Here is a 13944-nt window from a genome sequence, read left to right on the forward strand (position 1 = left end):
AAATCAATAATCAATTTGTTCAGCAGATCTAAAATATCTCATAATAATATTAGGATCTGGTAATAATGTAGTTAATGCCTTATCTTTATCTGGATATTCAAACTGTGATAAAACATACCTCATACTTTCGAGTCTGGCTGTCTTTTTATCATTTGCTTTAACAATAATCCATGGACAATATGTAGTATGTGTTTTACTAAACATTTGTTCTTTATAAGAAGTATACGTATCCCACAATTCTTGTCCTTTTTGATCTACAGGACTAAATTTCCACCTTTTTAATGGAGTTTCTAATCTTGCATCAAATCTTGCTTTTTGCTCTTCCTTTGATATAGAAAACCAAAACTTAATGATCTTTACGCCATCTTCATATAACATATGCTCAAATTCAGGTACTTGTAGCATAAACTTGCGGTATTGCTCTTGCGTACAAAACCCCATTACCGGTTCTACCACTGCTCTATTATACCAGCTTCTGTCAAAAAATACAATTTCACCAGGATTTGATAATTCTTTTATGTAGCGTCTAAAGTACCACTGTCCTCGCTCTACTTCTGTTGGCTTAGTCAATGCTACCAAATTCATAGAACGTGGATTTAAATGCTCTGTAAAACGTCTTATATTACCACCTTTACCAGCGGCATCTCTTCCTTCAAAAATAACTACAACACGCTTCTTACTTGTAGAAATCCACTGTTGTAATTTTACCAATTCAATTTGAAGCTTTTTTAATTCATCTTCGTATTTAAGTCTCTTTAAAATAGAGTCAATATTTCTACCTTTACTGTTGATTAAAGCTATCAATTCTTTGTTTGAAGAGACTCTTTCAAAATCTTCTTTTGTAAGTTTTATTTCGTTTTTATCCATCTACATTATTAATTACAATTATCTTTTCTTCTAGTATCAATGATATAAATAATTTTCCAGTTTCCTTCAATTTTGATTAATTGAAAAGAATTTATACCACAATGACTGAATTCAGAATTTATATAAAATTCATAAGGAGCCCAAGCATTTGCCATGACTCCATCTGATTTTATATTTAAAGATATTATTTTTTCTTTAATTTTGGTAGTTTCAGGATTAATACTAGCAATATTTTTTAAAAAATCACTAAAAATTACGGACTTAAGCCCTGAATTATTCACAGATTGCATAATAACCTTACCCCCTACCGTTTCTTTTATTTTTAAAGTATCACCAGCATGTAAACCCTCAAAAAAAACATCGATCACTTCTTTTATTTCAAGTTCATCATTAGATTGAGCAAATGTCATTTGAGACATTATAAAGAATCCGAAAAAACACAAAAGAGACCTATTGTAAAACATTTTTATTTTTTAAAATTGATTATTGTTTCACTAATTATAGATATACAATCTTCTAACTGAACCTCTGTCATTACCAATGGAGGAGCAAACCTAATTATATTGCCATGAGTTGGCTTTGCCAAGAGTCCCTTTTCCTTTAATGCAACACAAATATTCCAAGCTGTAGAACTATCTTCACTATCATTAATAACAATAGCATTTAACAAGCCTTTTCCTCTAACTAATTTTACTAAATCTGACTTATTTATTAAATCTTGCATACCTTTTCTAAATTGTACGCCTAATTTAAAAGCATTTTCAGCAAGATTTTCTTCTTTTACAACATCTAAAGCTGCCATTGCTACCACACAAGCCAATGGATTTCCTCCAAAGGTAGAGCCATGATTACCTGGTTGAATTACTTCCATGATGTGATTATCGGCTAAAACAGCTGAAACTGGAAATACTCCACCCGAAATAGCCTTACCTAAAATTAAAATATCAGGTTTTACATCAGGTGTACTAGAACAATTTTTATCTTTACATGAACAGTTGCCACAAGATGCTAACAAACGACCAGTCCTCGCAACCCCAGTCTGCACTTCATCTGCTATAAAAAGTACATTTTTCTCTTTACAAATTGCATATGCATTTTTTATATAATCTTCATCAGGCACAAAAACTCCAGCTTCACCCTGAATTGGTTCCACTAAAAATGCGGCAACATTTTCATCTTTTAAAGCTTCCTTTAATGCATCAAGATTATTATATTTTATTGAAACAATACCAGGCGTGAAAGGTCCAAAATTTTCAGTAGCCACTGGGTCATTCGATGCTGAAATGATTGTTACTGTTCGTCCATGAAAATTATTTTCACAAACTATAATTTTAGCTTTATTAGAAGGAATTCCTTTTTTTTCATACCCCCATTTTCTTGCTATTTTTATTGCAGTTTCTACAGCTTCAGCTCCAGTATTCATGGGTAAAACTTTTTCAAAACCGAAATAATCAGTTACATACTTTTCATATTGACCTAATTTATCGTTATAAAAGGCCCTTGAGGTAAGCGTTAACGTATCTGCTTGTTCTTTTAAAGCATTTATTATTTTAGGATGACAATGCCCTTGATTTACCGCGGAATACGCAGATAGAAAATCGTAATACTTATTCCCTTCCAAATCCCAAACAAAAACACCTTTACCTTTATTTAATACTACAGGTAGCGGGTGATAATTATGAGCACCATATTTGTTTTCTAAATCAATTGCTTGTTTTGATGTAATTTGCTTTTCTAAGACCATCTTTTAAAATTTTAAAATTTAACACTTAAAATTCCTTCTTACGGGAGAGAAATCATCCATTCATTTTATACTGTTTTTACAGGTCTAAACATAAAAAATAAACCAACCAATACCAAGGGAATACTCAATAATTGACCTGTATTTAAATTTACATTAAATAGCGTCTCTATACCTCCTTGCCATTCTTTATAAAATTCTATGATAAATCTAATTGACCATAGCATTACCATAAAAACTCCAAATAGGTAACCATATTTTTGTTTTTTATCTGTTTTCCAATAGATATACCAAAGCACAAAAAAGGTTATTACGTATCCTGTAGCTTCGTAAATCTGAGTAGGATAACGATTTGGTACTTCAGCTAAAACCTCTTTAAAACGAGAGCTATTATCTATAAGATCATATGCTTTATTAACACTCTTGGCTTGAGTAATTGCCATCGCTTTATACTCACTGATATCATTTCTAATAAATTTAAATCCAAAATCGGTACCAGTTGCCTTACCAACAATCTCCGAGTTAAACAGATTCCCTAATCGTACAAACATTGCCCCCAATGCTGTTGGTATTACCAATCTGTCTAAGGTCCACAATAATGGTTTTTTTACCACCCTTTTACTGTAAAAATACATGGCAATAATTATACCAATAGCCGCCCCATGACTTGCTAATCCTTGAAAACCGGTATATTCAAATGGATCTAATTTAAAAGGTAAAAACACCTCAGCTAAGGTGTAATCTTCTTCATAAAAAACATAATGTCCAATCCGTGCTCCCAAAAGCATTGCAATGACCGTATAAATAAAAATTGAATCTAATTTTTCTAAAGAAATATTATCCTTAGTGTAAATGCGTTTCATCAATTGTAAACCAACAATGAAAGCTAAAACATACATTAAACTATAATATTTGATAGGAAAAGATCCTATTTTTATAATATCTGGATTAAAATTCCAGTCTATCGCAAGTGAAAAAATCATATATCTAAATTTGACCGTAAATATAGTTATTGTTAAATTATTTAATCATTAATGGTTGGAAGATTTTTTTATACTTATAAATGAGTTATTTCAACTATAAAGTCAGGATTACAGAAAAATGAACTGTTTTTTAACAAAATCTTTGTAAGATTTCTTTTTAAATGTTAAAATTTAGTTAATAGATTACACTTAGTGCAACTTAAGTGAATATTATACGTCTTACCCATTCAATTTAAAAAACAATAAATATGACAACTTTAAAAATAAGATTTGAAAATACCAATAGTACTATATGGAATAAAAAAAGACGTTACCGTTAATGCTTATTTTATTTTAAAAATAAAAGGGATCTGTTCAAATTGAACAGATCCCTTTTTATATGCTTATTTCAGTAATACTAAATAGATCTTACACTCCCTGATCCACTTACTTTAGTACTATTTTTTTTAGGATTCCCTTTATAACGGATATCACCAGATCCTGAAACTTTGGCATCAAGTTCCTCTTTTACATGTATTGATACATCACCTGAACCTGCAATACGAACTGTGGCAATATCTGTAACTAACATTTCTGCCTCCACATCTCCTGAACCAGAAATAGCACAATCAAAATTTTTAGCGACTCCACTTAAATTCATATCTCCTGATCCTGATATGGCAGATTTAAGCATATTTACCTTAAGTTTTAATTGAAAATCACCTGATCCAGAAAGAGCAGCTTTAAAATTATCAGCATTGATAATATCATTAGAAATAACATCTCCCGAACCAGTCAAAGCAACTTCTTCAATATCTTTAAAAGGAATAGTAATTACTATTTTTTCTTTTGTTTTAATATTAATTCCTTTTTTCCATTTAATTTTTAAATTTTCACCTTCCACTTCTGTAATTAAATATTCCAATAAATTGTCTTCGGCAACAATTGTAAGTTTACCTTCTTTACCAGCTACGAGTTTAATATCAAATGAACCTGAAATACCGATTTTATCATATTCTGAAACAGTTCTAGTAGTTGTAGTTACATTGCCATTACCTTTTATTTTTTTCCATTGAGCATTTGAAGGAATACTAAATGCTGTAATTGCTAATAAGATGATTAATTTCTTCATTTTTTTTAGTTTTTAGAATTTGAGTTATCGTTTTAATAAAAAGTTACACTTCCATATCCTGAATCTATAAATATTTTTGATTGTACATTTGATTTCCCATAAGATCCTTGGTATGATTTAGAGCTCGATTTCACGATCTGACTACTAAAATCCACCATGTCTTTGTCATATTTAAAACCTCCATAACTAAGTTTAATATCAAAACTGAAGCCTTTAGTTTTTGGAACTCCAATTTTTATTCCTGTATAGCTACCATCAATATCAACACGGCTAAAACCATCGCGTAGATTTTCAATTTTTACAGAACCATAATCAGCTTCAATTTCTACTCTATTTGAAATAGACCCCATTTTTAATGATAAGTAATCACCTACTCCTTCCACATTTTCTGCATTGTCAATTTTAAGACTCCCATAATCACAATTATAATCCAGCGTTTTTACATTTTCAAAAACTGAGGTGGTATAATCTGCATTAAGATCAATAGTTCCTGCTTTTTCCACTGTAAACTTTGAGTAATCAGCATTTATAGAGCCTCCATTCATCAAACCAATTGAAGAATTTGTAGAATAATCTATGTTTATATCATTATTGTTACTGTGTAAATCACCAATAATGATAGATCCATAATCACAATTGATGGTGCAATCTCCTTTCAATTCATTCAAAGTAATATTACCATAATCATTTTCTAAATCGACTTTATTGGTAATTGGTATTTTTATTTTATAATCAATTTGGTAATTTACATTACTGTTTTTACTCGAACCCCAAGACCAAGAAGATGATTTTTTTTCAATAATCGTTTTAGCGTAAACCTCACTTTTATTGGCATCAAATTCAATATTTATCGTATTCAAGCGATTTATTACCTTATCTTCATCATTCCCTTTAACGGTAATTTTAACTTCTATTTCAACTGAATTACCATCCCAAGAAACAACATCTATGTTACCATATCTATTATCAATTCTAACTAAGGCGTTACTATTTACCGTATAATTCTTTTTTATTGTTTTTGATTTTTCGTGTTTAAAATCTCCTTTTTCATTTGCATGCATCAAAAGGGAAAAGCACAATAAAAATAATACTATTTTATATAATTGTTTCTTCATTATTCGTGTTTTTAAATTGTTCTATTTCATCTAATTGTTCTAGTAAAAACTGTAATACTTCTATACGTTGTTGATAATTAGAGATCATTGCATAAATAATTCGCTTGTCCTTATTACTCGTTTTAAGTTCTACAGTAAGCTCTTTATAATTTTCCTCAAGCTTGTCTAATTGTTTTAGAGCATCATCTATAACTTGTTTGTTATCTTCATTCCTTTTTAAATTAATTTGCTCTAATTCACTCTGGATCGTCAATACAAAAAAGCTTTGTGTCTCCTCCATTTTAGGCGAAACATCTGCCAATTCAAATCCTTCTGGTTCCGATTTAAAGGAATTAAAACCAATACTAAAAACCAAAGCAATTGATGCGGCAACAGCGAGCCACTTCCAAGTATTTGGGTTCCATTTCGATTTTGTAGCGTCTTGACGAGCCAGTTTAGCCTCAAATCTATTAAAATGCCCTATTTCAGGTTCTTCTATATCAAATTGACCATTCAACTCAAAGAGCCTTTCTTCTAAATTGTCTTTTTTATCTTGCATAATCTGTCGCTAAAATTCTTCTTAATTTATTCTTTGCCCTTGAAATTGTTGTTCTAGAATTCTGATTTGTAATTTTCATTATTTCAGAAATTTCCTCATAATCATACCCTTCTATTAAATTCAAGGTCAACGCCACTCTATAATTATCTTTTAATTGATTGATTCCATTAATAATCACTCTTGGATTAATAGCTTCATAATTTACATTTTCACTATTTTCTTCCGCCTGTTCTTTAACAACTTCTAGAGGCACTTCTTGAATCCTATTGTTTTTTCTAATTTGCGTTATACTCTTATTAATAACAATTCTTTTTAACCAAGCTCCAAAAGTTACTTCTCCTTTAAAAGTGCTCAATTTTGTAAATGCAATTAGAAACGACTCCTGCATTACATCTTCAGCTTCAAAACTGTCTTTTAAAATCCTTAGGGCTGTATTATACATTGCTTTATAGTACAACTTATAGATCTCGAATTGAGCACTTTGTTTTCCCTTTTTGCATTGCTGCAAAAGCTGTGTAATATGTTGTTGGTTATCTCGCAATGTATCGTTTCTGAATAAAAGACAAAGTAAGTTTTTATTTGTTACAGTTTTATGAAAAATAAATTAATTTCGTGAATAGTTAATTGATTTTTAGACGAATAAACACGTCATATTCGGTATATTTGTTATATAAAATAAGTAAGTTGAAAAATTTTAGTTTAGCATTAATTTCATTATTGCTACTAAACTCTTGTGACGATTTTAAAGAAAAATCAATTAAAAAAGAGGTATTTGCTCAAGATTACAAAAAGTACTACGCAAAAAAGGAACTTATAATCCTTGATTTAGATACAATTAAAAATTTCTCTGAGTTAAGAAGAGAAATGGAAGAAATAGCATGTGATAAAAAAATCTCAGGTTTAAAATTCAAGTTTAATAAAATTAATTATCACATTACTGGTTTCGCTGAATGTCCATCATCTGCTGGAGGTTGCTATTTTTATAAAAATACGCTGATGATTAAAAACGATTCCATAGGTCTTGATTTCAAGAATAAAGTATCAATTAAAAATCTTAAAAATGAAATCGACAGCATTATTTCAAAACCTTATAATTTTCAGCATAATAAAAACATACTTAACCCTGCATTAATATACTTGTATATTGATGATAAATATAAAATATCAAAAACAAAAGAAGTTCTAGCAGAAATATTGGAACAATTTAACAACATTAATACTGCTAATTCTCCTGACTTTTTTGAATATAATATTATATTTGAAAGTGATATATTCTTTACGATACCACCTCCGCCTCCTCCACCCTTAATCGATATAAAATAAATTTAAATAATCAATTTAAACACGCATTCTCCCCATTGGCACAACTATTGAAATATATATTTTGAAAATACATTTACGAATAGCTATTAAATTAATTATCAGTTATTTAAATATTCAATTGCAATGTATTATTTTAATTAAATAAACGTTTAATGTCATATTGACCTATATATACATATGAGTGATCCAAAATTTTTAAATATTGACAATCTGTCACTTCAAAACATGCTTGATGAGGATTCTGAATTGATTCCACTAATGACGCCTGAAGATGAAGAAGAAATAAAAAATGAAGCTATACCTGATATCTTACCTATTTTAACATTAAAAAATACGGTATTATTCCCAGGGGTTGTAATTCCAATAACTGCAGGTAGAGACCAATCTATAAAATTAATTAAAGAGGCCAATGCTGGTGACAAAACTATCGGTGTTGTAGCTCAAAATAATGAGTCGGTAGAAAATCCTACGCGTAAAGATATTCATAGTATTGGTACGGTAGCCAGAATTTTACGGGTACTAAAAATGCCTGACGGTAATACGATGGTTGTTATTCAAGGAAAGAAACGCTTTGAAGTGGGTGAATTTGTGCAAACAGAGCCTTATATAAAAGCTACAGCCAAAGAATTGGTAGAAGAAATTCCAGAAATAACAGATACCGAGTTTACAGCGATTATAGATTCTATTAAAGATATCGCACTTAAGATAATTAAAGAGAATCCGAACTTACCTTCAGAAGCATCTTTTGCTATAAAAAATATTCAAAGTAACTCTTTCTTAGTGAATTTTGTTTCTTCAAACATGAACTTAGGAGTTAAAGAAAAACAAGCTCTTTTAAACACCAATAGCTTAAAGAAAAGAGCGTTAGAAACACTAAAAAAGATGGATGCAGAATTGCAACATCTTGAATTAAAAAATGTTATCCATTCTAAAGTCCGTGAGGATATGGATCAGCAACAACGTGAATATTATTTACACCAACAAATGAAAACTATTCAAGAGGAATTGGGTGGAGCATCTTATGATGAGGAGTTGGAGGAAATGCGTCAAACTGCGAAAAAGAAAAAGTGGAGCAAAGAAGTTTCTGAAACTTTTGATAAAGAATTAAGTCGTTTGCAACGCATGAACCCACAGGCAGCTGAATATTCAGTACAACGCAATTATTTAGACTTATTACTAGAATTGCCTTGGGAAGAATATTCTAAAGATAAATTCGATTTAAAACGTGCTGAGAAAATACTAAATAGAGATCATTTTGGACTCGAAAAAGTAAAAGAACGTATCATAGAACATTTGGCAGTCCTTAAACTAAAAGGAGATATGAAATCGCCAATTATTTGTTTGTACGGACCTCCGGGTGTTGGTAAAACTTCATTAGGTAAATCGGTTGCTGAATCACTAGGAAGAAAATATGTAAGAATGTCATTAGGTGGTTTACGTGACGAAGCGGAAATACGTGGACATAGAAAAACCTATATTGGTGCTATGCCAGGTAGAATTATTCAAAATATTAAAAAAGCTGGAACTTCCAATCCCGTTTTTGTTTTAGATGAAATTGACAAATTAGTAAGTAATAATAATGGTGACCCTTCTTCAGCAATGTTAGAAGTGCTTGATCCTGAGCAAAATAATGCATTTTACGATAATTTTTTAGAAGTAGGTTACGACCTCTCCAAAATATTATTTATTGCTACGGCAAATAATTTGGGTAATATTCCTTGGGCTTTACGCGATAGAATGGAAATGATAAATGTTTCTGGATATATTATAGAGGAAAAAATTGAAATTGCTAAAAAACACCTGTTACCAAAACAATTAAAAGCACACGGTTTAACTTCAAAAGACATTAAAATTGGGAAACCTCAATTTGAACGTATTATTGAAGGTTACACTCGAGAATCGGGAGTTAGAACGCTTGACAAAATGATAGCAAAGGTGGTAAGATATGCTGCCAAATCTATTGCAATGGAGCAAGAATATCAAGTTAAAATTAGCAATGACGATATCATAAAAATATTAGGAGCTGCAAATTTAGAACGCGATAAATATGAAACGAATGAAGTTCCTGGAGTTGTAACTGGATTGGCCTGGACAAGTGTTGGAGGTGATATTTTATTTATTGAATCTATTCTATCAAAAGGTAAAGGTAATTTATCCATTACAGGTAATTTAGGTAAAGTAATGAAAGAGTCAGCAACTATCGCAATGGAGTTTATCAAAGCAAATGCGGATGAATTTGGAATTGATATGGAAGATTTACAAACTAAAAATGTACACATACATGTACCTGAAGGAGCTACTCCAAAAGACGGTCCTAGTGCAGGTATAACCATGTTAACTTCGTTAGTTTCTTCCTTTACAGGCAGAAAAGTAAAATCACATTTAGCCATGACTGGAGAAATGACCTTACGTGGAAAAGTTTTACCTGTTGGTGGAATAAAAGAAAAGATTTTAGCAGCTAAAAGAGCTAACATCAAAGAAATTATCTTATGTAAAGACAATCAAAAAGACATTGATGAAATTAAAGAGGAATATTTAAAAGGCTTGAAATTTCATTTTGTTGAGAATATGAAAGAGGTAATTGATATTGCTTTATTGAAACAGAAAGCAAAGAAGTAATTCGTTTTAATTTCAATAATAAAGGCGCTGTAAAGATATTTTACAACGCCTTTTTTTATATTTGTAAAAACCCACTACAAAAATGGAATCCTTTTTACAATTCTTTGAACAAATGCCATCATGGCAAAAACTAGTTTGGATTTTGGCTTGTCTATTATTCAGTTGGTTTTTAGAAGGTATATATCCATTAGTAAAACTAAATTATAAAAAATGGAAACATGCAGGGGTTAACTTAGTTTTCTTAGGTACAAGTTTAGCTATTAATATAGTATTTGGATTACTAACTGTTGGTGTATTTAGTTATATCGGCACACATCAAATAGGTATTTTACATTGGGTTCATTTACCTATTTGGGCAGAACTATTCATAACAATTCTTTTTTTAGATTTTGTAGCACAATATGCTGTTCATTATTATTTACATAAAGTAAGTTGGATGTGGAGATTCCATATGATACATCATAGCGATACTAAGGTTGACGCTACCACAGGCACACGACATCATCCTGGTGATTATGTTTTACGAGAAATTGCGGCCTTAATAGCCATTGTAATTATTGGTGCTCCTTTTGCTTTTTATGTTGTATATAAAATAGTAACCATTCTATTTACGTATCTCACACATGCCAATGTAAATGTACCGGTATGGATAGACAAACCTATGAGTTTGATTTTTATTACACCTAACATGCATAAATTCCATCATCATTTTGAAAGACCTTGGACTGATACTAATTTTGGTAATATTTTTTCATTTTGGGATCGTATTTTCGGCACCTTTGTCTATGGTAATCCTAATAAGGTAATTTACGGACTTGATGTTTTAGATGGGAAATTAGACGAAAATGTAGGTTATCAATTTAAAGTTCCTTTTAATAAAGAGATAAAGACGGATTACTAATAAATTTAGAGAAAAACGTTACATCTTACCTTTTTGCTTCTTCTCCTCTTCAATTTCCTTTTTAATAGGAAAGGTTAATTCGCTACTATTATAGGTGGTACCATAAGTTAATGCAGCTGTATACACCTGATTAATAGCACTTAAGATTTCATCTTTTTGTAATTCTTTTAATGGGTGTACATACATAGACCATAATAAATTGTCAGAAATAGCGTATCTCGCATCTAATGCGGAATGAAAATTAGCTTCCATAAGCTTAAGTAAATCTATATGAGCTAATTTTTTCTGCTCAATAATGGGTGACATAATTCGGAGTCTGTTATTGGTTGTATCTGTAATACAGGCTAACATTCTACCTTTGATCATAAATTGCCAATTACCCGATTCTCCTCTAATACTATCAGAAACTACATAAATAATTTTTTCTAAGTCACTGTTGGTCATGTTCTGTGACTGTACAGAAAATGAACCTGCAAATAAGAAAATTGCGAAGAATGATGCTAAATTTATACTCACATTTTCTGTAAAGGTTCTTGTATGATAATGATTTTCAGGCATAATACAAATTAGTTAATTTAAGTTTCGTCTCTTACTAAAACGTTTACTTACAAGATTTACTATTTCAATCAAAAAATTATTTTTAAAAATTGCAAAAGAATATGTAATAAGAATAGTCAATATCTAATATTTTACTATTTTTGACAAATCATTTTGAACAATGCAATTTAAGCATCCCGAGTTACTTTACGCCTTATTTTTGCTAATTATCCCTATATTAATTCACTTATTTCAGTTACGCCGTTTTCAAAAAGTAGCCTTTACCAATGTTAAATTCTTAAAAGAAGTTGAATTACAAACGCGGAAAAGCTCTCAGCTTAAAAAATTTCTAGTCCTTTTTACTAGGTTATTATTATTTACAGCCATTATTCTCGCTTTTGCTCAACCTTTTATTGTTGATTCTAAATCAAATAACCCAACACATACTTCCATATATTTAGACAATTCCTTCTCCATGCAAGCAAAAGGAAGTGAAGGTCAATTATTAAAAAGAGCTGTACAAGATATTATTGAGAATACGCAGCAATTTGAACCTATTAATCTTTATACCAATAATAATGTCTATGAAAATTTATCTGCTAAAGAACTAAAAAATACGTTATTAGAAATAGAATACTACCCTATCAAAACAGATTTGTCAGCCATCTTATTTAAAATTAAAAACAATATTAAAAAATCTAAAGCTTTACATAATATATTTTTAATTTCTGATTTTCAATACTATACTAATGAAAATAAATTTGAAATAGACAGTTTAAATTCATATTTCATTACTCAAATTTCGCCTAAACAAGTATCAAACCTTAGTATAGATAGTGTCTATATTTCAGATCAAAATAATGAGACAATACAATTAACAACGCTTGTGAAAAATTATGGAAACTCAAAAGAAAACATTTCCGTTAGCTTGTATAATAACGAGTTATTAGCTGGTAAATCGGCTATTAATCTCGCCGAAGAGGCGTCTGGTAAAATCAACTTTAATATACCCAATTCAGGAAAATTTAATGGTAAACTGCAACTTGACGATGAAAACCTAACTTTCGATAATGAACTATACTTTAGCATGGATAGGCCCGAAAAAATTAATGTAACCGCCATTGGTAGTGATAATAGTTTTTTATCTAAAATTTACACTAGTGACGAATTTAATTTTACGTCAACAACACTAAACAATCTTGATTACAATACTTTAAATCAACAAAATTTAATTTTACTTAACGAGTTAGAAAGTATTTCTGTTGCTTTAAACTCAACTCTAAAATCTTTTACTAACAATGGAGGTAGCTTGGTTATTATTCCTTCATTAAATATGAATTTAAATTCATATAATGCGGCTTTAACAAGCTTAAAAATGGGCAAAGTATTAGGACAGGTTAATTCTGAAATCGCTGTAACAACAATAAATTTTTCCCATCCTTTATTAAAGGGAGTGTTTGAAAAACAAATTAAAAATTTCCAATATCCTAATATTAAAAGTCATTTTAGAAGTAATTTCACAAGAGCATCTTCCATTGTAGATTTTGAAGATGGCAACTCTTTTATTTCTCAAACAGTCACTAATAAAGGTAAAACTTACTGGCTAGCTGCTCCAATTTCAAATCAAAATTCTAATTTCAAAAACTCTCCATTAATTGTACCAATTTTTTATAATTTTGGATTGTACAGTCATAATTTATCACAGTTATATTACACAATTGGAAATTTAAATACGTTTGAAATCCCAATACAACTGTCTAAAGATGAAGTTTTACATGTTTCCAATGAGAAAGAAGACTATATTCCATTACAACAAATTAATTCTGACAAAGTTACCATTACAACAGAAACAAATCCGATACAAAGTGGTTTTACAACCATCTTGCATAATAATACATCAATTAAGCAAATTGCATATAATTATAATAGACAAGAAGGTAATTTAAATTATATAAACGTAGAAGATTATTTCGGTGATGCAACAAATATAAATTACACTTCAAATGTAAAAGAAGCATTTGTAAATTTATCTGAAGTAACCAAAGTAACGAGCTATTGGCAATGGTTTTTAATAGCTGCAATTTTATTTTTAATCATTGAAATTCTATTACTAAAATTTCTATAACAAAGTACGCTCATTGAGTTGATTGGCTAATAATGTATAATCTCTCTACACAAATAAAAGCATAAACAGAAAACGCATAAACTT

Annotated in this window: 13 protein-coding genes; 4 read left to right on the forward strand and 9 right to left on the reverse strand. The window is 30.0% G+C overall.

Annotated elements, in window-relative coordinates; all coding sequences use genetic code 11:
• Positions 1-3: 3 nt before the first annotated feature.
• From ppk2 to FF125_RS13175, 8 genes are all read right to left on the reverse strand, one after another.
• Positions 4-867, reverse strand: coding sequence for a polyphosphate kinase 2 (ppk2, locus tag FF125_RS13140; protein WP_138950195.1), 864 nt, complete (start codon positions 865-867; stop codon positions 4-6).
• An 8-nt stretch (positions 868-875) separates the two neighbouring features.
• The gene (locus tag FF125_RS13145) at positions 876-1286 is read right to left on the reverse strand and encodes a nuclear transport factor 2 family protein (protein WP_138950196.1); all 411 of its coding nucleotides are present in this window, start codon (positions 1284-1286) and stop codon (positions 876-878) included.
• A 47-nt stretch (positions 1287-1333) separates the two neighbouring features.
• Positions 1334-2611 (reverse strand): ornithine--oxo-acid transaminase, encoded by a 1278-nt coding sequence (rocD, locus tag FF125_RS13150; protein WP_138950197.1) that lies wholly within the window; start codon positions 2609-2611, stop codon positions 1334-1336.
• A gap of 65 nt (positions 2612-2676) precedes the next feature.
• Positions 2677-3591, reverse strand: coding sequence for a prolipoprotein diacylglyceryl transferase (gene lgt, locus FF125_RS13155; RefSeq protein WP_138950198.1), 915 nt, complete (start codon positions 3589-3591; stop codon positions 2677-2679).
• Between the two features lie 397 nt (positions 3592-3988).
• Positions 3989-4702, reverse strand: a complete 714-nt coding sequence (locus tag FF125_RS13160; protein ID WP_138950199.1) for a head GIN domain-containing protein — start codon at positions 4700-4702, stop codon at positions 3989-3991.
• A 32-nt stretch (positions 4703-4734) separates the two neighbouring features.
• The gene (locus tag FF125_RS13165; protein ID WP_138950200.1) at positions 4735-5817 is read right to left on the reverse strand and encodes a DUF4097 family beta strand repeat-containing protein; all 1083 of its coding nucleotides are present in this window, start codon (positions 5815-5817) and stop codon (positions 4735-4737) included.
• On the reverse strand, positions 5798-6355 hold the full coding sequence (locus tag FF125_RS13170; protein WP_138950201.1) for a hypothetical protein: 558 nt from the start codon (positions 6353-6355) through the stop codon (positions 5798-5800). Before FF125_RS13170 ends, FF125_RS13165 begins: the two co-directional genes overlap by 20 nt.
• Entirely contained in the window at positions 6345-6896 is a 552-nt protein-coding gene (locus tag FF125_RS13175; protein WP_138950202.1) for an RNA polymerase sigma factor, read from the reverse strand. Before FF125_RS13175 ends, FF125_RS13170 begins: the two co-directional genes overlap by 11 nt.
• Before the next feature lie 143 nt (positions 6897-7039).
• Here FF125_RS13175 and FF125_RS13180 point away from each other — a divergent pair, with 143 nt between their 5' ends.
• The 3 genes from FF125_RS13180 (at position 7040) to FF125_RS13190 (ending at position 11198) form a co-directional block, all read left to right on the forward strand.
• Positions 7040-7678, forward strand: a complete 639-nt coding sequence (locus FF125_RS13180) for a hypothetical protein (RefSeq protein ID WP_138950203.1) — start codon at positions 7040-7042, stop codon at positions 7676-7678.
• Positions 7679-7855: 177 nt separating this feature from the next.
• Positions 7856-10297, forward strand: coding sequence for an endopeptidase La (gene lon / locus FF125_RS13185; protein ID WP_138950204.1), 2442 nt, complete (start codon positions 7856-7858; stop codon positions 10295-10297).
• 82 nt (positions 10298-10379) lie between these two features.
• Positions 10380-11198: a sterol desaturase family protein gene (locus FF125_RS13190; protein WP_138950205.1), complete on the forward strand. Its 819-nt coding sequence runs from the start codon at positions 10380-10382 to the stop codon at positions 11196-11198.
• Positions 11199-11216: 18 nt separating this feature from the next.
• Here the strand turns inward: FF125_RS13190 and FF125_RS13195 are convergent, their stop codons facing one another.
• Positions 11217-11756: a YbjN domain-containing protein gene (locus FF125_RS13195; RefSeq protein WP_138950206.1), complete on the reverse strand. Its 540-nt coding sequence runs from the start codon at positions 11754-11756 to the stop codon at positions 11217-11219.
• A gap of 160 nt (positions 11757-11916) precedes the next feature.
• Between FF125_RS13195 and FF125_RS13200 the strand changes: the two genes are divergently transcribed.
• Entirely contained in the window at positions 11917-13860 is a 1944-nt protein-coding gene (locus FF125_RS13200; RefSeq protein ID WP_138950207.1) for a BatA domain-containing protein, read from the forward strand.
• The last annotated feature ends 84 nt before the right edge of the window (positions 13861-13944 follow it).

The organism is Aureibaculum algae (assembly GCF_006065315.1).
In the GTDB taxonomy this organism is placed as follows: domain Bacteria; phylum Bacteroidota; class Bacteroidia; order Flavobacteriales; family Flavobacteriaceae; genus Aureibaculum; species Aureibaculum algae.